The sequence below is a fragment of the Planctomycetota bacterium genome (assembly GCA_035574235.1).
Taxonomy (GTDB): Bacteria; Planctomycetota; MHYJ01; order MHYJ01; family JACPRB01; genus DATLZA01.
Map to the genome: position 1 here is coordinate 20,657 of DATLZA010000103.1, position 20,457 is coordinate 41,113.

The window sequence follows — 20,457 nt, forward strand, 5'->3', positions numbered from 1 at the left end:
CGCACCGATATGAACACGCGGGACGGCGGCCGGGTGGCGGCCGAACCTTCCTTCAGGGAAGGACGCGCGCGGACTTGATGAAGTCGAGCTCCGGGAACTCCCGGCGGAGATAGGCGTTGCCTTCCTTCTGGAGGAGATCCTGCCGCGGGCCGATCCCCTGCGGCGGCCCTTCCCCGTAGCCGGAGTAAAGCGCGTCCACGACCTCCATTCCCTCGATCACCTTCCCGAAGGGAGCGAAGCCCATGCGGTCGAGGCGCGTGTTGTCCTTGAAGTTGATGAAGATCTGGGTGGTCCGCGTGTTGGGGCCGGCGGTGGCGAAGACGACGGTCCCGCGCAGGTTGCTCTGCTGGGGCGGGTCATCCGCGATCGCCGCCTCGCGCCAGGCGGCCGAGACGGCGGGATCGCCGTGGATGCCGAACTGGGCGACGAAGCCCGGGATCACCCGGAAGAACCGCGCGTCGTCGTAGAACCCGTGCCGCACGAGGTTGTAAAAGCGGTCCGCGCCGCGGGGGGCCCAGGAACGGACGACCAGAACCGTGAACGGCCCCCGGCTGGTTTCGACGCGCACGCGGAATTCGGAGGGCGCCGGGCGGTTCATCTCCGGGTGCCGCGGGTCGCGAAGGGGCTCCGCCGAGGAGGCCGGCGCGGGCGCCGCCGGCGCGGGAGCGACCGGGGCGGCGGCCGGGGACTCCGCCCGCTCGGAGCAGGCCGCCAGCGCGGCCGCGGCGACGAGGAGCGCCCGCTTCGGGATCATAGGGCTCCCAGGATAGGACGCGGGGGCCTCCAGTTCCAGAGAATGTGCCGCGCCCCGTGACACCGCGCCCGGCGCACGTTATATAGGAAGCGCACGGAGGAGAATCCATGACGCGACGCGCCGCTCATGCCGCCGCCGGTTTCCTGGGAGTCCTCCTTTCGGCCTGCGCCGCGGCTCCCGCGCCGGGGACCGCGGAGCGGGTCCTCTTCGACGGAACCTCGCTCGGCTCGTGGAAGCCCACGGAGTTCGGAGGCGAGGGCAAGGTCCGCGTCGAGGACGGCCGGATCGTGGTGGAGGCGGGGGTGCAGCTTTCCGGCATCCACTGGACGGGCGAGCCCCTTCCCCGCACGAACTATGAGCTGTCCCTCGAGGCGATGAAGATCGAAGGAAGCGACATCTTCTGCGGCATCGCCTTCCCCGTCGGGAACGCCTCCTGCAGCTTCGTGGCGGGCGGCTGGGGCGGCAGCGTCACGGGCCTTTCCAGCGTGGACGGAATGAACGCCTCCGAAAACGAGACGGGGACGTATCGCGAGTACGAGAAAGGCCGCTGGTACCGCATCCGGCTGCGGGTGACGCCCGAGCGGATCCAGGCGTGGATCGACGAGCAGCCCGTGGTGGATCTCGCCCTGAAGGACCGCTCGATCTCGATTCACCCGGCGATGGAGATTTCGCAGCCTCTCGGGCTGGCCACCTACATGACGACCTCGGCGTTCCGGAACATCCGGTTGCGGCGGCTTTAGTTCTTGCGCTTCTCGATCTCCGCCGCCAGGCGTTCCATGTCCGCGCGGCGCCGGTCGGCGTCCTTCTTGGGATCGAGCTTCCGGAGCGCGGCCAGCTCCGCCGCCATCCGTTCCAGCCAGGCCGAATCCCTGGCTCCCGCCTCGGCGCCGGCCGCCAGCGACGCGTAGTCCTTCCCCAGCTCCGCGGCCGCCGCCGCACAGAAGGAGCGCACCCCCTCGAGGGCCTGAACGTCCGGATTGGGTTCGGCCGATCCGGGCTCCAGCCCCAGCGCCCACCGAAGGCCCGCCAGAAGATGGGCGCGGAACCGCGGGTCCTGCCACGTTCCCTCGTTGTGCCCGAGATTCGTATAGAAGAGCCGTCCCCGGCCGACCTGCCGCACCCAGACGACCGGGACGTGCCACGGGCGCTTCGTCTTGCAGCGAGCCATGTCGAGACTCGCCAGGACCCGCACCGCCTTGGGATCGTAGTGGCGGTACTGGTAAATCTCGTCCTTGATCACGAGCTCCGAGCCCCACGACTTCACCGCCGCATGCTCGGGGTCGTGCACGCGCAGGGTCACCGTCTCGCCGGCCCCCCACGGATGCCCGTCGAAGACGCCGTTGATGAGCTCGACGTAAGGCTTGTAATTGTGGAAGGTGTCCGTCGCGGAATGAATCCCCACGAACGCCTTCCCGGAGCGCAGCCAGGCGAGAAAAGCCTCGAAATTCTCGGGGCTGATCGGCAGCGCCCCCGTCGTGTAGAAAAGGACCACATCCAGCTCTTTGAGCTTCTCGGGGGTCAGGAGGGAAGCGTCCTGCGTGCATTCCACCTCGAAGAGGCCGCTCTCGCGGGCGATCTCGGTCACGGCGACTTCGGAAGGGGAAAGCGCTCCGTCCTTCCGGGTCACGGACCCGTGGCGAAACCCCTTGGACTGCGTGACGTAGAGCGCCTTGTACTTCTTTTTGCCTTCCTGGGCCGGCGCGGCCGCTCCGGAAACCGGCACGAGCGCCGCCACGATCGCCGGAAGAAGCATCGCGTGTCTCATCGAAAGCCTCCCTTCGCCGTCCGCTCTCTCTTTGGAAATAACGCTTCCCGACCCCGGCGTCGCGGAAAGATTCGCGGGCGACTTTCGACCTTCAGGCCGCCGTGAAGACGACGGCCCTTCCCTCTTCGGCCGCCCGGGCGAAGAAACGCCTCAGGTCCCGGAAGGCCTCCCAGGCGCGGCGGAGGTCTTCTTCGCCGTACGGTCCGTCGTAGTCGTCCGGATCGATCTCCTGGTAGCGCTCCCGGAACCAGTCTTCGGAGACGCCCTGAAGCGCCCGGGCGACTTCCGGCACCTGGCCCGCCTCCACGAAGGAAACGACGCGCTCGTCTCCGCTGTAGAGATGGCGCCCGCCGAGGACGGCATGGTTGAGCGGATACTCCCCCTCGTCGTAGAAGAGGGTGCCGTTCGACAGGCACCGGTGGATCGGATCCCAGACGGTCCCCAGGTCCAGGCGGGGGGCCGCTTCCGGTCGCGCTTCGAAATCCTCAAGGACCTCGCGGACCGCGTCGTCCCCTTCGGCGTCCAGCAGGCGCTGCGCCTCCGAGGGGACGATCGCGAAGTGAACTCCCCGCGCGCGGCTCATGCCTCTCGGGCTCCTCACCTGCATCATAGCCGGGCGCGCGGCGCCGGGCAACGGGGCGGAAGGCGCCCCGCGGGGCTCATTCGACCTCGTTCTCCAGGGTTCCGATCGGCGGGATGGAGATCCGGATCCGGTCCCCCGGCCGCAACGAAAACCGGTCCGGAGGCACGATGCCGGTGCCCGTCGAAAGGAAGCAGCCGGCGGGAAAGCGGTTTTCCCGGAAGAGCCACGCGACGAGGGACTCGGGGGAGCGCTTCAGCCGGGCGAGCGTCGTGGCGCCCGAAAAGACGCGCCGCCCCGCGCGGCGGATCTCCATGCGGACGGCGGTCGAGCGGGGAAGCGGCCGGGCGGCGACGAGAATCCCCGGCCCCAGGGCGCAGCATCGATCGTACACCTTGGCCTGGGGCAGATAGAGAGGATTCTCCCCCTCGATGTCGCGCGAGCTCATGTCGTTGCAGATCGTAAAGCCGATGATGCGGCCGGCGGAGTTGACGGCCAGAGCCAGCTCCGGCTCGGGCACGTTCCAGCGCGAATCGCGCCGAATGCGGACCCTGTCCCGATGCCCCACGACGCGATGCGGCGTGGCCTTGAAGAACAGCTCCGGCCGGGCGGCCTCGTACACGCGGGCGTAGAAGTCGCCGCCCCCGGCGTCGCGGGACTCCTCGATCCGCGCGTCGCGGCTGCGATAGTAGGTGACGCCGGCGGCCCAGACCTCCTGGCCGGCGATCGGGGCGGCCGGCGGGACGCGATCCGGATCCCAGCGCGAGGCGCGCCCGTCCGCCCCGCGCAGGCGGCGCCGCAGATACGCGGCCAGATCCGGCCGGTTGAAGAGCGCGTCCCAGTCGTCCTCCAGGCGAACGGCCCGCCCGTCCTCGACGGCCACGGCCGCGCCGTCCCGGCTCCGGTAGAGCATCGTCATCGAGGAAGCATTCTACCGGACGGCGGGGTATACTCCCAACGAGTTCGAGACGGAAGGGGGCGGCCATGAAAAAGCTTCTCGGGATTCTTCCGGTCGCGGCGCTGGCGGCATGCGCCTCGGGCGACCCGGTCGTCGTGCCCCGGCCTCATGCGACCGTGGCGCGCGCCGGGATTCTGGGGGGCGCCGCCCCGCCGCCGCCGGAGCGCGACGGGGTCCGCCGGGAGGACACCGGCGCCATCATGTTCGTCTGTTCCGGCAGCGACCGGCACGAGGACAAGGAAGTTTTCATCACCCGCTGCGCCGGGTGCGGGGCGGAGAACTATTTTTACCGCGACTACGCCGCGGACGCCTTCCGCTGTTACGTGTGCCTGAAGGCGGTGGAGGAATCGGGCGTGGCCTGTCCCGAATGCGGCCGCCCTCCGCGCACGTGGCGCACGCGCCCCAAGCCGAAAAGCGCGTAGAAGCGTTCCCGCCGGGGAATATTCCTTCCCTCCCGGCCGTTCGAGGGTCGGAGGTGCGCGATGATCGTTTCCCCCGGCGTGCGGGAAGCCGTGCCGTCCGCGGGACTCCTCGTCCTGCGGGTTTTCATCGGACTGTGCCTGGCCGCCCACGGAGCGCAGAAGTTCTTCCAGGTGGGTCTGTCCGGATTCAGCGGACACCTGGTGTCCCTGGGCTTTCCCGCGCCCGGGCTCATGGCGTTCCTGAGCGCGGCGACCGAGTTCGGCGGCGGTTTTCTGGTCGCCGTGGGACTTCTGACGCGGCCGGCGGCGCTGGCGCTGACGATCAACATGCTGGTCGCCGCCCTCGTCGTCCACGCGAAGGAAGGCTACTTTCTCCCCAAGGGCATGGAATACGCCCTGAATCTCGCGGCCGCCTTCGCGGCGATCGTCCTGACGGGTCCCGGCCGTTTCTCCCTGGACGCCGTCCTGGCGCGGCGGCGGGATTCCTGAGCCCCGGCCTGCGACTCCCCGGTTATACTTCCCCGGGGGGTCTGGGGCCGGAGCCATGAAACGCGGGACCGCGACGAACCGATGGAGCGCGATCGGAGGGCCGCTCCTGACGGCGTTCTCCGCGGCCGCCCTGGAACTCCTGCGGCGGTGGGTCAACCTCGAGATCCCGAACGCCGCCTCGATCATCCTCCTCGTGGTCGTCTTCGCCACGTTCGCCGGCGGCTTTCGGTCCGGCCTCGCCAGCGCCGTCCTGGCGGCTCTTTTTTTCCTTGTGTCCTTCTCCAGGCCGGGAGCGCCCTTCCGGTACGAGCCGGGAGACCTCGAGAAGATCGGCGTCCTGTGCTCCGTGATGCTGGCCATGGTGGCCCTGGTGGGGGTCCTTCACCGGCGCAGCACGGAGCAGGTGGCCCTGCGGCTGCGCGAAAGCGAGGAGCGGTTCCGCGCCTTCATGGACCACAGCCCCACCGTGGCCTGGATGAAGGACGCCGGAGGCCGCTACGTCTACGTGAACGCGCCGTTCGAGATGACCTTCAACGTCCGCCGCGACGCCCTGGCCGGCCGGTCGGACGTGCGCCCCTGGCCGGCGGAAACCGAGGCGGCGATGGCGGAAAACGACCAGGGCGTTCTGGCGACGGGCCGCCCGCGGCAGCTCTATACGTCCCTTCCGGGCCCGGACGGAAAGGTCCAGCACTGGTGGATCCTTCAGTTCCCCGTGGACGACGGTTCGGGACAGAAATTCGTGGGCGGTCTGGCGCTGGACATCTCGGAGCAGAAGCGGGCGGAGGAGGCGCTGCGGGCCAGCGAGGAACGGTACGCGCTGGCGGCCCAGAGCGTCAACGACGGACTCTGGGACTGGAACCTCCAGTCGAACGAGGTCTACTATTCCTCCCGCTGGAAATCGATGCTCGGTCACGAGGACGGCGAGATCGGCACGTCGCCGGAGGAGTGGTTCCGCCGCGTTCACCCCGAGGACGCCCCTCAGGTGCGGGCCGCCCTCGAGGCGCACCTGGCGGGCCGGACCCCCGTCTTCGAGAGCGAGCACCGGATCCGCCACAAGGACCGGGGCTACCGCTGGGTGCTCAGCCGCGGCCTGGCCGTCCGCAACGGCGAAAACCGCCCCTATCGCATGGTGGGCGCGCAGACGGACACCACGCAGCGCAAGCTCGCCGAGGAGCAGCTCCTTCACGACGCGCTGCACGATTCCCTGACGGGGCTCCCGAACCGCTCGCTCTTCCTCGACCGGCTGAGCCATCGGCTGCGGCAGTCCCGCCGCAACCCCCGGCGGCCGTTCGCGGTGCTCTTCCTCGACCTCGACCGCTTCAAGCTCGTCAACGACTCCCTGGGCCACGCGGCGGGCGACGAGCTTCTCGTCCAGACGGCCCGGCGCCTGGAGGCGGCCGTGCGGCCCGGCGACACCGTGGCGCGCCTGGGGGGCGACGAGTTCGCCGTCCTCCTCGAGGACGTGCCCGACCCCAACGACGCCGTCCACGTGGCCGAGCGCATCCAGGCTTCTCTCCAGGCGCCGCTGGCGGCCGGCGGCCAGCAGATCGTCAGCACCGTCTCGATCGGGATCGCCCTCAGCGTCACCGGCTACGAGCGCGCCGAGGACATCCTGCGGGATGCGGACACCGCCATGTACCGCGCCAAGTCTCAGGGTCGCGCGCGCCACGAGGTCTTCGACAGCGCCATGCACGCCCGCGCGGTGGCGCTCCTGGAGCTCGAGACCGATCTGCGGCAGGCCCTGGAGCGCGGGGAATTCGAGGATCACTACATGCCGGTCGTGTCCCTGGAGACGGGCCGGGTGGCCGGCTTCGAGGCGCTCGTCCGGTGGCGCCATCCGCGCCGCGGGATGGTGCCGCCGGGGGAATTCATCGGCGTGGCGGAAGACGCGGGGCTCACCATCGCGATCGACCGCGCCGTGCTGCGCCGGGCGTGCCGGCAGGTCAAGGCCTGGCACGGGCGCTTCCCGGAGGCGGCCGGACGCCTGACCGTCAGCGTCAATCTCTCGGGCCGCCAGTTCCGGCAGCCCGATCTCGTCGAGACGGTCGAGCAGGCGATCTCCGAGGCGGGCCTGGACGGTCCGAGCCTGGCGGTCGAGATCACCGAGAACGTCCTCATCGAGAGCACCGATCAGGCGCTCGAGATCCTGGGCCGCCTGCGCCGCCTGGGCGTCCGGATCTACCTCGACGATTTCGGAACGGGGTACTCGTCGCTCAGCTATCTGCAGCGCTTCCCGATCGACGTGGTGAAGATCGACCGCTCCTTCGTGGCCCGCATGGGCCCGCGGGGAGAAGGGCACGAAATCGTGCGGGCGATCGTGACCCTGGCCCACAACCTGGGGCTCCGGGTCGTGGCGGAGGGGATCGAGACGCCCGACCAGCTGGCCGAGCTGCGAACCCTGCGGTGCGGCTATGGACAGGGGGCGCTTTTCAGCCTGCCGGTGCCCGCGGGACGGGCGGAGGAGATCCTGGCTCAGGATCCTCGGTGGTAAAAAAAGCGGCCCGCGCCGCGAGGGCGCGGGCCCCACCCCGGTCGCACCTGGGGTGTCTCGGACACCTTTATTAGTACCCCATTTGCCGAACCGTTGCAAGAAAAATTTTTTGCCGTCACCGCCCGTTATCGAAAAAGACAACGTGCTGCCAGGGGAGGGTCCCCACGGTCCTGCGCCACCTCAGGCCCACGGCGGCCATCTCGCGCCGGATCTGCTCCTCGGACATCTTGTGGACTTCCTTGATCGGCACGCGGGGATCCTCCTTGCGGAATTCCACCAGGACCACGCGCCCTCCGGGCCGGAGCGCCCGGCGCAGCGCCCGCATCATCTCGTACGGCCAGGCGAACTCGTGGTAAACGTCCACGAGGAGAATCAGGTGCACGGCCCCTTCCGGAAGGCGGGGATCCTGCGGCGTCCCCGGGACGACTTCCACGTTCGTCGCGCCCCGCGCGCGGGCGTTCCACCGCAGCGCTTCGAGCATTTCGGGCTGCACGTCCACCGCGTAGACCTTTCCCCGCGGCCCCACCCGCGGGGCGATCCGAAAGGTGTGATACCCCGAGCCCGCCCCGACGTCCGCCACAACGTCCCCCTCCCGAAGCTCCAGGGCCTCGAGGAGGCGGGCGGGATCCTCTTCGCGCTCGCGCTCCGGGCGCTCCAGCCACGGAATCGCGCCTGCGCCCATGACATGGGCGATCTCGCGTCCCATGTAGAACTTGCCGATCCCGTTGGGGTCGTGCAGCGCCCGATATTCGTAGAGCGGAACCGGCGGCGGGGGGAGATCCTGGGCCGCCCCGCGGCCGGCCAGGCCCGCCCCCAGAACCGTCAGAACCAGAACCGGCACCGCGCCGACCGCCCGAGTCCCGCCGCGCTTCTCCTTCATGGCTCCTCCCACGGGAGTATAGACGACCGGGCGGCCGCCGGGTACGATTCCCCCCGGTGCTCCGGCCCCGCCCGGGGCCGGGGAACGACTTTTCGCCGCTCGCCGGCGTGGGAGGGATGCGTCATGTTCATCCATACCGTTTACTTCTGGCTCCGGCCCGACACTCCTGCGGCCGCCCGCGACCAGCTCGTCCGCGACTGCCGCGAGTACCTGGGCCGCATCCCCACCGTCCGCCAGCTCTGGGCGGGGCTCCCGGCCCAGACGCCGCGCGACGTCGTGGACAACTCGTACGCCGTCGGCCTCACCGTCGTCCTCAACGACCGCTACGGCCACGACGTCTACCAGGAGCATCCGCTCCACCACGAGTTCATCCGCCGCAACAAGGCGCACTGGCAGCGCGTCCAGGTGTACGACTTCGTGGGATGAAGCCGCCCGTTCCGCCGCCGTCCGGGGTGGGTCCCCTCTGCCGCGCCTGCCGCCGTCCGGCGGATCGGAAGCGGCTGGTGGCCTTCGACCATCCCCTGGCCCCGGGCGTCTTCGAGCGCGCCCACGTCTGCCCCCACTGCCGCGCCGTCCTGGAGTTCAGCGCCTGGCGGTCCGGCCCGCCCTTGCGGCGCCGCCCGCGCTAGCCGCCTCATTTTTCCTCCCCCGCCCGGCCGTTCCCGGGCTATAGTATGCAGGGCGCGGGTGCGCCCATAGAATAAACCTTCCACCCATGGATCATTCGGACACCGCGGGAGCGGGACGGTTCCGCATCCTCCTGGCCGCCGCCGACCCCGCCCAGGCCCTCCCCCTGGCGGCGCTTCTCGAAGCCCGGCCGGAACGCTTCGCCTGCGAGATCGCCCCCCTGGCTTCCCTGGCCGACGGAACGCCGCCGGGACCCTGGGACGCGGCGCTTCTGGACCTTCGGGCCGGAGACGTCCCGCCCCCCTTGCCGCCGGATCTGCCCGCGGTGGCCCTGGCCGCCCCCGGCGCCGCCCTCCCCCCCGGCCTGCCCTCGGCCGACCGCGCCGATCTCGAGCGGATCGCCGCCCTCCTGCGGCTGGCGGCCGAGGGGGCGCGCGCCCGCGGCGCGCTCCGCGAGGAACGCGCCTTCATCGGCGCCGTCTTCGACACGATCGCCACCATGGTCCTCGTCCTGGACCCCGCCGGCCGCGTCGTGCGCTTCAACCGCGCCGCGTCCCACCTCCTGGGCTACCCGCCCGAAGAGCTTCTCGGACGCCCCTTCGACGAAACCCTCTTTTCCCCCGAGGAGCGCGAACAGGCCCGCGCCATCCTCGAACGCCCTCAGTCCGCCCCGCTTCCCGACCCCCAGGAGCATTCCTGGATCACCCGCCACGGCGCCCGCCCCCGCATCGCCTGGTCCAAAACCGACCTCCTCGACGCCCGCGGCGCCCTGCGCTACCGCGTGGTCACCGCCACCGACGTCACCGAGCGCAAGTCCCTCGAGGAACAGCTCCTCTACGACGCCTTCCACGACGCCCTGACCGGACTTCCCAACCGCGCGCTCTTCATGGACCGGCTCGGACAGTCCCTGCGCCACGCCCAGCGCCGCCGCGAACGCCTCTTCGCCGTCCTCTTTCTCGACCTCGACCGCTTCAAGCTCGTCAACGACTCCCTCGGACACGGCGCCGGCGACCGGCTCCTCGTGGAAATCGCCCGCCGCCTGGAAAAATGCATCCGCCCGGGCGACACGGCGGCCCGGCTCGGCGGAGACGAGTTCACCGTGCTTCTCGAGGACGTCCGCGACGGCGCCGACGCGGCCCAGGTCGCCGAGCGCATCCAGCGCGAGATCCGGCGTCCCCTCGTTCTCGAGGGCCAGGAGGTCTTCACCTCCGCCTCGATCGGCATCGCCCTCAGCGCCACCGGCTACGAGCGGCCCGAAGACCTCCTCCGCGACGCCGACATCGCCATGTACCGTGCCAAGGCCAAAGGCGGTTCCCGCCACGAAGCCTTCGACCCCGCCATGCACGCCCGCGCGGTGGCGCTCCTCAAGATGGAAACCGACCTGCGCCGGGCCATCGACCGCGGTGAGTTCTCCGTCCACTACCAGCCCATCGTGTCCCTGCGCGACGGCCGGATCGCCGGCTTCGAGGCCCTCGTGCGCTGGAACCACCCCCACCGGGGGCTCGTCCTTCCCATGGAATTCATCCGCATGGCCGAGGAAACCGGGCTCGTGGTCGACATCGACCGCTGGGTCCTGCGCGAGGCCTGCCGGCAGCTTCACGAATGGCACCGCCGCTATCCCCACGCGCGCCCCCTCTCGGTAAGCGTGAACCTCTCGGGCCGGCACTTCGCGCAGCCCGATCTCGCCGAGCACCTCCGCCGGACGCTCCGCGCCACCGGCCTCCAGGGCGACTGCCTGGGACTGGAGATCACCGAGGGCGTCCTCCTCGACACCACCGAGGCGTCCAACGCCACCCTCGAGGAGCTCCGCCGGGACGGCACGCGCCTGTACCTGGACGATTTCGGGACGGGATACTCGTCCCTGAGCTACCTGCACCGCTTCCCGATCGACGCGCTCAAGATCGACCGCTCGTTCCTCACGTCGCTGCGCCCCGGCGGCGAGGGAAACGAGATCGTCCGCACGATCCTCTCGCTCGCGCAGAACCTGGACATCCACGTGGTCGCCGAAGGGGTGGAAACGCCCGAGCAGCTGGCCGCGCTGAAGGCGCTCCGGTGCGAGTACGCTCAGGGGTTCGCCTTCAGCCCGCCCCTTCCCGGGGCCGAAGCCGAAGCGCTTCTCGCGGAGGGACGCCGGTTCTGAACCTTACCCCCCGGCGGTCTGGCGCCGATGCCAGTTCTCCCGGAAGAGATTGAACCCCTCCGGCTTCATCGGATGCTCGCGGATGAAGTCCTCGTTGAGGGTGACCCCGAGCCCCGGTCCTCCCGGAAGGGGGAAATAGCCGTCCTTCACTTCGGGGTACCCCGGCCCGGAGGCCGCCTGCTTCACCCAGGCGTCCACGAAATCGTTGAAGTGCTCCTGAATCTTGAAGTTCGTCGTGCAGGCGTCCAGATGCAGGCACGCCGCCGTGCTCACGGGCCCGCCCACGTTGTGCGGCGCGAACGTCACATACGAGGCGTCCGCCATCGCGGCGATCTTCTTCCCCTCCAGAAGGCCGCACGATTCGGTGATGTCCGTCTGGAGCACGTCCACCGCCCCCAGCTCCAGAAGCCGCCGCACCTCGTGGCGCGTGTGGATCCGCTCGCCGGTCGCCACCGGAATCCGGATCTTCGCCGCCGCCTTGGCCAGGGCCTCGAAGTTGTCCGGCGGCACCGGCTCCTCGACCCAGGAGGGCTTGAACGGTTCCAGCTCCCGCGCCACCGTCACCGCCGTCGCCGGACTGAACCGCCCGTGCATCTCGATCAGAATCTCGACGTCGGGCCCCACCGCGTCCCGGATCGCCTCGACCAGCGCCACCGACCGGCGCAGCTCCGCCGCTTCCAGCTCGTAGAACCCCGCGCCGAAAGGATCCACCTTGAGCGCCCGGTATCCGCGCGCCGCCACCTTCCGGGCCGCCTCGTGAAACGCCTCGGGCGTCCGATCCACGGTGTACCAGCCGTTCGCGTACGCCTTGATCCGGTCCCGCACCGCGCCCCCGAGAAGCTGATACACCGGCCGCCCGAGCGCCTTCCCCACGATGTCCCAGCAGGCGATCTCGACGAGCGCGATGCCCATTCCGGAAATGTCCTCGACCCGCGCGTAGTCCTCCACGAACATCCGGCGGACCAGGTCTTCGATCCGGAAGGGATCGCTCCCGAGAACATGGCGCCGGGCCGCCCCCTGGAGGTACCCGAGAAGCGCCTCGGTGCGGTTGACGTTGCGCCCTTCGGAAACGCCCACGAGCCCTTCGTCGGTTTCGACCTTGAGAAACGTGAGATTGCGCCAAGGGGTTCCCAGAACCAGGGGCGTCAGCCGAGTGATCTTCATGCGTCGTCCCTCGTCCACACGCCGTCCACGAGCCTCCAGAGACCCCGCTCGTTGCGGCGCCGCAGCTCCGGCGGCAGCGCCTCGTCCGGAAAATTCTGATAGCACACCGGCCGCACCCACCGGTAGATCGCAGCCGTGCCCACCGAGGTGAAGTGCGCGTCCGTGGTCGCCGGATAGGGGCCCCCGTGGTGCATCGACGGACACACCTCCACGCCCGTCGGGAACCCGTTGAAGACGAGCCGGCCGACCTTGGACTCGAGGATCGCCACGAGTCCCGCGTGGCGCCGCAGATCCTCCGGCGTCCCGTGGAACGTGGCGGTCAGGTGGCCCTCGAGCGCGCGCGCCGCCCGCTCGAACTCCTCCTCCGAGGCGCACGTCACGAGCACCGCGGCCGGACCGAAGACCTCCTCCCGCAACTCGCCGGTCCGGAGGTACGCCCCCGCGTCCGCGCGGAAGAGGGCGGCCGGGGCCTGCGTCCGGGCGGGATCGGCGGGGGCCTTCGAGCGCGCCACGCAGGCGGCCCGTCCTTCCAGGCGGCGCAGCCCCTCTTCATACGCGCGCAGGATCCCCTCGTGGAGAAGGGCGCCGGGCGTGTGTTCTTCCACAAGCCGCGCGAGGGTCGAGGCGAACCGTTCGAAATCCGCCCCCGCCGGGCCGAACACCGCTCCGGGCTTCGTGCAGAACTGCCCCTGTCCGAGGGTCATCGAGCCCTTGAGCCCCTCCGCGATCGCCTCGGCGCGCTCCCGAAGCGCCCCGGGCAGAAGAAAGACCGGATTGACGCTCCCCATCTCGGCGTAGACGGGAATCGGATCCGGGCGGCGGACCGCGGCGTCGAAAAGCTCCCGCCCGCCCCGGAGCGAACCCGTGAACCCCACGGCCCGCGCGACCGGGTGGCGGACGAGCGCGAGGTTGAGCCCGTGGTTGGCCCCGTGGAGGAGCGCGAAGACGCCCGGCGGAAGGCCGGAGGCCTCGACCGCGCGCGCGACGGCGCGCCCCACGAGTTCCGCGGTCCCCGCGTGCGCCCGGTTGGCCTTGACGACCACGGGACAGCGCGCGGCGAGCGCCGAGGCCGTGTCCCCTCCCGCGACCGAGAAGGCGAGCGGAAAATTCGTGGCGCAGAAGACGACCACGGGGCCGATCGGAACGAGCATCCGGCGGACGTCGGGCTTGGGGAGAGGCTTTCGGTCCGGCTGCGCCCGGTCGATGCGCGCGTCCACCCAGGACCCCTCCCGCACCAGCGCCGCGAACATCCCGAGCTGGTGGACCGTGCGGGTCCGCTCGGCCGCCAGGCGCTCCAGGCCGAGCGCCGTCTCCTTGGCCGCCCGCTCGAGGAGGGCCGGCCCCAGCGCCAGAATCTCCTCGCCGATCCGCTCGAGAAGGCGCGCCACGGTCTCGGGCGCCGCGGCGCGGAACGGCCCCGCCGCCTCCGCGGCCAGGGCCATCGCGCGCTCCACTTCCTCGGCCGACGCCTCGTGGAAGTCGGGCGGGAGGACCCCCGTCCCGCCCGGGGCGGACACCCGAAAGGTCCGCGTCCCGAGCGCGGAAGGCCGCCCGCCGATCCGGTTTTTCCCGTCGAGCTCCATGGGCCCCGCATCATACGCCGCCGGCCCGGCCGGTGGAAAGGTTTCGACGGCCCCCCGAAATTCTTCCGCCGCGGCGTCCGATTCCCCCTTGCATTCGCGGCCCCGGGCCGCTAAGATTTCGCCCCTTCGGACGGGATTCCATCCTTACGAACCGAACATGAACCCCGAGAAGATCCGGAACATCGGCATCATCGCGCACATCGACTCCGGCAAGACCACCGTGAGCGAGCGCATCCTCTACGTCACCGGCCGCGTCCACAAGATCGGCGAAGTCGACGAGGGGACGACGGCGCTGGACTGGATGGAGCAGGAGCGCGAGCGCGGGATCACGATCACCGCCGCGGCCACGGCCGTCGAGTGGAAAGGCCACCGCATCAACCTCATCGACACGCCCGGCCACGTGGACTTCACGGTCGAAGTCGAGCGCTCCCTGCGGGTCCTCGACGGGGCGGTGGCGCTCTTCTGCGGCGTGGGCGGCGTGGAACCGCAGTCGATGACGGTCTGGCGCCAGGCGGAAAAGTACTCGGTGCCGGTGATCGGCTTCGTCAACAAGATGGACCGGACGGGCGCCGACTTCCACGGCGTGGTGCGCAAGATCCAGGAGGAGCTCGGGGGCAACGCGGTGCCCGTGATTCTTCCGATCGGCTCGGGCGAGAATTTCCGGGGGCTGATCGACCTCGTCAAGAACGTGGAGGTCGTCTTCGAGGAGCGCCGCGGCCAGATCCACTTCGAGGAGCGCCCGATCCCCACGGGGCTCCAGGAGGAGGCCGCGCGCTGGCGCCGGAACCTCATCGAGAAAGTGTCCGAGACGGACGAGGCGCTGCTCGAAAAGTACGTGGCGGGGGTGGAACCCTCGCAGGACGAGATCCGGGCCGCGCTCCGGAAGGCCACGCTCGGGCGCACGATCCATCCGGTGCTCTGCGGATCGGCGGCCCGGAACATCGGCGTCCAGCATCTGCTCGACGCGGTGGTGGACTACCTCCCCTCCCCGAAGGTCGAGGACGGCCCCCTGGCCGCGCTGGCCTTCAAGATCTACAGCGACCGGCACGCCAAGCTCGTCTACGTGCGCGTGTATTCGGGAACGCTGGCCGCCGGCTCCTACGTCTACAACTCCGTGCGCAAGCGGCGCGAGCGGGTGGGGCGCCTGGTCGAGATGCACGCCAATCGCCCCATCGCCCGGGAGTCCCTGGGCCCCGGCGAGATCGGCGCGGTCGTGGGCCTGGACCATACCCTCACGGGCGACACCCTCTGCACCGAGGAGAAGCCGGTCGTCCTCGAGGCGATCGAATTCCCCGCCCCCGTGATTTCGGTGTCCATCGCTCCCGCCTCGATGGCCGAGCGCGACAAGCTCTCCTACGCGCTGGCGAAGCTCGCCGAAGAGGATCCGACCTTCGTCGTCACCTACGATCCCGAAACGGAAGAGACGATCATGTCGGGCATGGGCGAGCTTCACCTCGAGATCCTCGTGGACCGCCTCAAGCGCGAGTACGGCGTCAACGCCAAGGTGGGCCGCCCCCAGGTGGCCTACCGGGAAACGGCGACGACCGCGGCCGAGGTGGACCACAAGCTCGTCAAGCAGACCGGCGGCCGGGGCGATTTCGCCCGGACGGTGCTTCTCATCGAGCCGCTGCCGGCGGGGTCCGGCTTCGAGTTCGTCAACGAGGTCAAGGGCGGCAACGTCCCCAAGGAGTACGTCCCCGCCGTCGAAAAGGGCGTCATCGAGGCGATGCAGAAGGGCGTCCTGGCGAACTACCCGGTCGTGGACGTCCGGGTCACGCTCGTGGACGGCGACTACCACGAGGTGGACTCCAGCGAGCGCGCCTTCCACACGTGCGCGTCCATGGCGTTCAAGGAAGGATTCCGGAAGGCGAGCCCGACGCTTCTGGAGCCCGTCATGATGGTCAACGTCACCACGCCGGCGGACCATCTCGGGTCGGTCAACGGCGACCTGGCCGCCCGCCGCGGGCGGATCGAGGGCATGGAGCCGCGCGGCCCCAACCACGAGATCCGCGCCATGGTGCCGCTGGCGGAAATGTTCGGATACGCCACTCAGCTGCGCACGCTCTCCCGCGGAACGGCGAGCTTCACGATGACCTTCGACCACTACGAGCCGGTGCCGTACGCCAAGGTCGAGGAAATCGTCGCGGCACGGGCGAAAGCCGCCGCCGCCCGGGCGCGCTCCTGACGGCTTCCCCCTTTCCGGTAACACCCGCCTCCCGGCGGAACCTTATCGAGGGGGACGACACGTTCGATCCCCCCGCCCTCATGGATAAGGTGGAGATCCCCGGTTTCCGCGGTTCATCCGGCGGCCGAGGAGGGTCAACGCGGTGAAGAAAGCTCTTTCCCCCAAAACGCGGGCCCTGTCCGTCTCGCTGGCGTTTCACGCGCTTTCGGCCGGCGTTCTCTGGGCGCTCGCCGGGCGCCTCCCGGCGCGCCTGCCGCGCCCCGGAGAGGGCCCCGCCGGCGTCGCCACGGACCTGGCCTTCCGCGCCCCCGAGCCGGAGATCCCCCTCTTCGAACCCCGCGAGGACGCCCGCCGCCACGTCACGCCCGAGGTTGAAGATCCGTCCCTCGAGGAATTCCTCCGGCGCGATCCGGCGCCGCCCGAATCCGATCCCGTGGAAACCTCTCCCGTCCTGCGGGCCGAGGCGCCCGACCGGCCGCGCGTCCGCGCCGAAGCGTACCGCACCCGGGTCCGCGTCCCGAACGCCCCGCCCGCTCCGGCCCCCGCCCCTCCCCGGGCGCTCGAAACTCCCGCCGCCGTCCCGAAGGAGGGCGAAAATCCCCGTCCCCCTTATCCTCTCCTGGCCCGCCTCCGAGGATGGGAAGGACGCGTCCTCCTCGAAGTCCGCGTGGGCCCCGACGGCCGCCCGCTCGAGGTGCGCGTCCTCGAGTCGAGCGGACACGAAATCCTCGACCAGGCCGCGCGCGGCACCGTGGCGGCGTGGCGCTTCCATCCGGCCCGCGGAGAAAACGGACCGATCGAGAGCACCGTCCGGGTGCCGGTCCGGTTCGTTCTGACCCGATGACGCCCCCGTCTCCGGTCCTTGACCCCCTCGGGGACGGCGCCGTAGACTTCCCCCATGCCCCGATCCCGTCCTTCCCCCCGCCTCGTGCGCACGAGCTTCTCCCTCGAGCGTCCGCTCCACGAGGCCTTCGAGCGGCTCGCGCGCCAAGGCCGCTACGCCAACCGCTCGGAGTTCCTGCGCGACCTCATCCGCGACAAACTCGTGGCGCGCGAGTGGGCCACGGACGGGGTCTGCCTGGGCACGATCACGATCCTTTACGACCACAACCGCCGGGCGCTCTCCGACAAGCTCGTGAAACTCCAGCACGCCCATTTCCGCTCCATCCTGGCCGCCACCCACGTGCATCTCGACCACGACCTGTGCGCGGAGGTCATCCTGGTGCGCGCCCGCGCGCGCTCCATCCGCACGCTGGCGGCGCTTCTCGGTCGCGAAAAAGGCGTCCTGCACGCCTCGCTTTCCCTGGGCTCCATCGGCCGCGGCCTCCCGCACCCCTAGACCCGCCCGGCCGTTCGGCGGCGGTATTACGATTGTTTTTCTTTTCATACTACCCCTGGGTTGGTATAAGGAGCCCATGAGGATGAACCCGCTGATCGCCTGGCTCCTCGCCGCCTCCGCCCAGAATCCCCCCGCGCCGCCTCAGGAGCCTCCCGAGGTGATCGTCGTGGGCCGGGCCGAGAACCTCGTGGGAGACGCCGAAAGCGCCGGCGAAGGCCGCGTGGGCCAGGACGAGCTGCGCCGCCGGCCGCTCCTGCGGACGGGGGAGGTCCTCGAAACCGTGCCGGGCCTCATCGTCACCCAGCACTCCGGCAGCGGCAAGGCCAACCAGTTCTTCCTCCGGGGCTTCAACCTCGATCACGGCACGGACTTCGCCACGTGGGTGGACGGCATGCCCGTCAACATGCCCACCCACGGCCACGGCCAGGGATACACGGACCTCAACTTCCTCATCCCCGAGCTCGTCGAGCGGATCGACTACCGCAAGGGCCCCTATTTCGCCGAGGAGGGGGACTTCTCTTCGGCCGGGTCCGCCCGCGTGCGGACCTTCCGGTCCCTTCCGCGGGGGCTGGCGCGGCTGGAGCTCGGGGAATTCGGCTTCCAGCGGGCCGTCGCCGCGCACTCCGCCGCGGCCGGCCCGGGACGCCTCCTCTGGGGCCTCGAAGCACAGCACTACGACGGCCCCTGGGAGATCGACGAAAACTTCGTGAAATACAACGGTCTGGTGCGTTTCGCCTCCGGCGACGAGAAGAACGGCGCCGACGTCACCCTCATGGGCTATCAGGGGGAATGGAACTCCGCCGACCAGATCCCCAAGCGCGCCGTCGACGCCGGCACGCTCGACCGCTTCGGGGTCGTGGATCCGACCGACGGGGGGCGGAGCCGCCGCTGGAGCCTGTCGGGCGAATGGAGATCCGGAACCGACGCCGCCGCCACCCGGGCCAACGTCTACCTCATCGACTACCGCCTGCGCCTCTTCTCCAACTTCACGTACTTCATGGACGATCCGGCCAACGGCGACCAGTTCGAGCAGGTCGATCAGCGGCTCATCGCCGGAGCGGCCGTCTCCCACCGCTGGTTCGACCGCTGGTTCGGCAAGGACGTCGCGGCCGCCGTGGGACTGGAGACCCGCAACGACGCGATCGGCGAGGTGGGGCTCCACAAGACCGCGCAGCGCGTCCGGCTCTCGACCGTCCGCGACGACGAGGTGCTCCAGAACTCCGTGGGGATCTGGGCCGAGGCCGAAATCCGCTGGACCGAATGGCTGCGCTCCACCGCGGGCGCGCGCGGGGACCTCTACCGGTGGGACGTCGAAAGCTCCGTGGACGCCAATTCCGGAACCGAGACGGACGCGATCGCCGGCCCCAAGCTCGGCCTCGCCTTCGGCCCGTGGGCCGACACCGAGTTCTACGCGAACGCCGGTCTGGGCTTCCACTCGAACGACGGCCGCGGCGCCACGATCCGCGTGGACCCGACCGACGGCGTGACGCCCGTGGAACCCGTCGATCCGCTCGTCCGCAGCAAGGGCGCCGAGGCGGGCGTGCGGACCGCGTTCCTGCCGGGCCTGCAGAGCACGGTTTCGGTCTTCCTCCTCGACCTCGATTCGGAGCTTCTCTTCGTCGGCGACGCGGGGATCACGGAGCCCAGCCGCCCCAGCCGCCGCGTGGGCTTCGAGTGGGCGAACTTCTACCGGCCGCTTCCGTGGCTCACGCTGGACCTCGACTACGCCCGCACCAAGGCCCGCTTCAAGGACTCCGACCCCGCGGGGGATCACATCCCGGGAGCGGTGAAGGACGTGCTGGCCGCGGGGGTCTCGGTCGAGGGGCTCGGGGGGTTCCTCGCCGCCCTTCGGGTGCGCTACTTCGGCCCGCGGGATCTGGTCGAGGACGGCGGCGTACGCTCGGACGCCACGACCCTCGTAAGCGCGCGCCTGGGCTACGAGCGGGACAACGTCACGGTGGCCCTGGAGATCTTCAACCTCTTCAACGCCGAGGACGACGACATCGCCTACTTCTACGAGTCGCAGCTTCCGGGCGAGCCCGCCCCCGTTTCGGACGTCCACTTCCATCCCGTGGAACCGCGCGCGTTCCGGCTGGGCGTGACGGTCCGGTTCTGAAGCCTCCGTTCGAAAAGGAATACCCATTTTGGATTCGTCGGGGTATCATGATCCCCGGCATGAGACGAATCCGGCGGCGGCGGATCCGGGAGGCGCTGCGCAAGGCCCGCGAGGCCGCCGCTCCCCGGACCCCGCCTCCCGCGGGTCCCGGATCGCCCCTGCGCCCGCAGGAGGTCCTCTGCCGGTGCGGGAAGATCCTCAAGGTCACCCCGGAGGACTGCAACCAGGTCTTCGCCTGCCCGTCCTGCCTGCGGCCGATGAAGGTCCTGCGCATCGCGGCGCCCACGCCCGAGGGAGACGTCTACCGGCCGGTCTTTTTCGACGAGGCGTCGTCCGTCGAAGGCGAACTCCTGCGCGAAGAACCGTCGGCCGATCCGAACGCGGAAACCGAGGTCCCCTCGGGCGCCACCACCGTCGTGGGAACGGTTCCCTCCGCGGAACCGGACCCCCCGCCCCGGATCTATTTCGCCTGTCCGTCCTGCGGAGGACGGCTGGCCGCCTCCCGCGACCTCTACGACCGCCGGGGACGCTGCTCCCGGTGCGGCGTGCGTCTCCTGATCAGCCTGGTCTACGCCCCCTCCCGCGGGGCGTTCGAAATTCAGCTCCTGCGGCTGGGCGACGCCCCCAGCGGGAAGACCCGCAACGTCCCGGCGGTCTGAGCGCCTTCCTCTACGGCTCGTCGTACCCCTTGAGCGGCCGGATCCAGATGTTCCGGTACCGCACGGGGTCGCCGTGATCCTGAAGATGGATGGGCCCCCGCGTCGCCGGCTGGGCGGAATACTGCGCCACCTTCCGGTGCTGCGTGGGCCCCAGAAGCGCCGTCCCGTGATGAAGGACGACGCCGTTGTGGAACACGGTGATCCGGGCGGGCTCGACCTTCCCGTCCTTCACGCGCGGGGCCGCGAAAACGATGTCGTAGCTCTGCCATTCCCCGGGCTTCCGGGACGCGTTCACGAGCGGCGGG

The 20,457-nt window shown here is 70.2% G+C and carries 20 protein-coding genes; 12 read left to right on the forward strand and 8 right to left on the reverse strand.

The features are described from left to right. Window positions 1–52: 52 nt before the first annotated feature. A complete protein-coding gene (locus tag VNO22_09255; GenBank protein ID HXG61550.1) occupies window positions 53–754 on the reverse strand; it encodes a peptidylprolyl isomerase in 702 nt (233 codons plus the stop codon). A gap of 107 nt (window positions 755–861) precedes the next feature. Between VNO22_09255 and VNO22_09260 the strand changes: the two genes are divergently transcribed. Beyond that, window positions 862–1,494, forward strand: a complete 633-nt coding sequence (locus tag VNO22_09260; protein HXG61551.1) for a DUF1080 domain-containing protein — start codon at window positions 862–864, stop codon at window positions 1,492–1,494. Here VNO22_09260 and VNO22_09265 read toward each other — a convergent pair. From VNO22_09265 to VNO22_09275, 3 genes are all read right to left on the reverse strand, one after another. Next, on the reverse strand, window positions 1,491–2,519 hold the full coding sequence (locus VNO22_09265; protein HXG61552.1) for a ThuA domain-containing protein: 1,029 nt from the start codon (window positions 2,517–2,519) through the stop codon (window positions 1,491–1,493). The two genes, VNO22_09260 and VNO22_09265, sit on opposite strands and share 4 nt — an antisense overlap. 91 nt (window positions 2,520–2,610) lie before the next feature. Beyond that, window positions 2,611–3,102 (reverse strand): DUF1877 family protein, encoded by a 492-nt coding sequence (locus tag VNO22_09270; protein HXG61553.1) that lies wholly within the window; start codon window positions 3,100–3,102, stop codon window positions 2,611–2,613. Window positions 3,103–3,178: 76 nt separating this feature from the next. Next, a complete protein-coding gene (locus tag VNO22_09275) occupies window positions 3,179–4,018 on the reverse strand; it encodes a fumarylacetoacetate hydrolase family protein (protein HXG61554.1) in 840 nt (279 codons plus the stop codon). 65 nt (window positions 4,019–4,083) lie between these two features. Here VNO22_09275 and VNO22_09280 point away from each other — a divergent pair, with 65 nt between their 5' ends. From VNO22_09280 to VNO22_09290, 3 genes are read left to right on the forward strand one after another with little or no spacing between them, the layout of a single operon-like run. Then, a complete protein-coding gene (locus VNO22_09280; GenBank protein HXG61555.1) occupies window positions 4,084–4,479 on the forward strand; it encodes a hypothetical protein in 396 nt (131 codons plus the stop codon). A gap of 60 nt (window positions 4,480–4,539) precedes the next feature. Continuing rightward, window positions 4,540–4,968, forward strand: a complete 429-nt coding sequence (locus VNO22_09285; protein ID HXG61556.1) for a DoxX family protein — start codon at window positions 4,540–4,542, stop codon at window positions 4,966–4,968. A gap of 55 nt (window positions 4,969–5,023) precedes the next feature. Then, entirely contained in the window at window positions 5,024–7,459 is a 2,436-nt protein-coding gene (locus VNO22_09290) for an EAL domain-containing protein (GenBank protein HXG61557.1), read from the forward strand. Between the two features lie 115 nt (window positions 7,460–7,574). On the opposite strand, the gene VNO22_09295 is transcribed toward VNO22_09290, so the two are convergent. Then, window positions 7,575–8,339: a class I SAM-dependent methyltransferase gene (locus tag VNO22_09295; protein ID HXG61558.1), complete on the reverse strand. Its 765-nt coding sequence runs from the start codon at window positions 8,337–8,339 to the stop codon at window positions 7,575–7,577. A gap of 123 nt (window positions 8,340–8,462) precedes the next feature. Here VNO22_09295 and VNO22_09300 point away from each other — a divergent pair, with 123 nt between their 5' ends. From VNO22_09300 to VNO22_09310, 3 genes are all read left to right on the forward strand, one after another. Beyond that, window positions 8,463–8,765: a Dabb family protein gene (locus VNO22_09300; protein ID HXG61559.1), complete on the forward strand. Its 303-nt coding sequence runs from the start codon at window positions 8,463–8,465 to the stop codon at window positions 8,763–8,765. Continuing rightward, window positions 8,762–8,968 carry a hypothetical protein gene (locus VNO22_09305; GenBank protein ID HXG61560.1) on the forward strand — a complete coding sequence of 69 codons (207 nt, stop codon included), beginning with the start codon at window positions 8,762–8,764 and terminating at the stop codon, window positions 8,966–8,968. The genes VNO22_09300 and VNO22_09305 overlap by 4 nt, the downstream gene beginning before the upstream one ends. Window positions 8,969–9,054: 86 nt before the next feature. Then, complete coding sequence (locus tag VNO22_09310) at window positions 9,055–11,106, forward strand: EAL domain-containing protein (GenBank protein ID HXG61561.1); 2,052 nt, start codon at window positions 9,055–9,057, stop codon at window positions 11,104–11,106. Between the two features lie 3 nt (window positions 11,107–11,109). Here VNO22_09310 and VNO22_09315 read toward each other — a convergent pair whose 3' ends face one another. Together VNO22_09315 and VNO22_09320 are read right to left on the reverse strand one after the other, a co-directional pair. After that, entirely contained in the window at window positions 11,110–12,270 is a 1,161-nt protein-coding gene (locus tag VNO22_09315) for a mandelate racemase/muconate lactonizing enzyme family protein (GenBank protein HXG61562.1), read from the reverse strand. Beyond that, window positions 12,267–13,853: an aldehyde dehydrogenase (NADP(+)) gene (locus VNO22_09320; GenBank protein ID HXG61563.1), complete on the reverse strand. Its 1,587-nt coding sequence runs from the start codon at window positions 13,851–13,853 to the stop codon at window positions 12,267–12,269. Before VNO22_09320 ends, VNO22_09315 begins: the two co-directional genes overlap by 4 nt. Window positions 13,854–14,010: 157 nt before the next feature. Here VNO22_09320 and fusA point away from each other — a divergent pair, with 157 nt between their 5' ends. The 5 genes from fusA (at window position 14,011) to VNO22_09345 (ending at window position 20,152) form a co-directional block, all read left to right on the forward strand. Then, on the forward strand, window positions 14,011–16,038 hold the full coding sequence (gene fusA / locus VNO22_09325) for an elongation factor G (GenBank protein HXG61564.1): 2,028 nt from the start codon (window positions 14,011–14,013) through the stop codon (window positions 16,036–16,038). Window positions 16,039–16,180: 142 nt separating this feature from the next. After that, the gene (locus tag VNO22_09330) at window positions 16,181–16,882 is read left to right on the forward strand and encodes an energy transducer TonB (GenBank protein HXG61565.1); all 702 of its coding nucleotides are present in this window, start codon (window positions 16,181–16,183) and stop codon (window positions 16,880–16,882) included. Window positions 16,883–16,936: 54 nt separating this feature from the next. Next, complete coding sequence (nikR, locus tag VNO22_09335; protein ID HXG61566.1) at window positions 16,937–17,377, forward strand: nickel-responsive transcriptional regulator NikR; 441 nt, start codon at window positions 16,937–16,939, stop codon at window positions 17,375–17,377. A gap of 82 nt (window positions 17,378–17,459) precedes the next feature. Further along, a complete protein-coding gene (locus VNO22_09340; GenBank protein HXG61567.1) occupies window positions 17,460–19,493 on the forward strand; it encodes a TonB-dependent receptor in 2,034 nt (677 codons plus the stop codon). Between the two features lie 59 nt (window positions 19,494–19,552). After that, window positions 19,553–20,152, forward strand: coding sequence for a hypothetical protein (locus tag VNO22_09345; GenBank protein HXG61568.1), 600 nt, complete (start codon window positions 19,553–19,555; stop codon window positions 20,150–20,152). A gap of 10 nt (window positions 20,153–20,162) precedes the next feature. Here VNO22_09345 and VNO22_09350 read toward each other — a convergent pair. Next, the coding region (locus tag VNO22_09350; GenBank protein ID HXG61569.1) for a DUF1080 domain-containing protein at window positions 20,163–20,457 on the reverse strand (295 nt) is incomplete at its 5' end.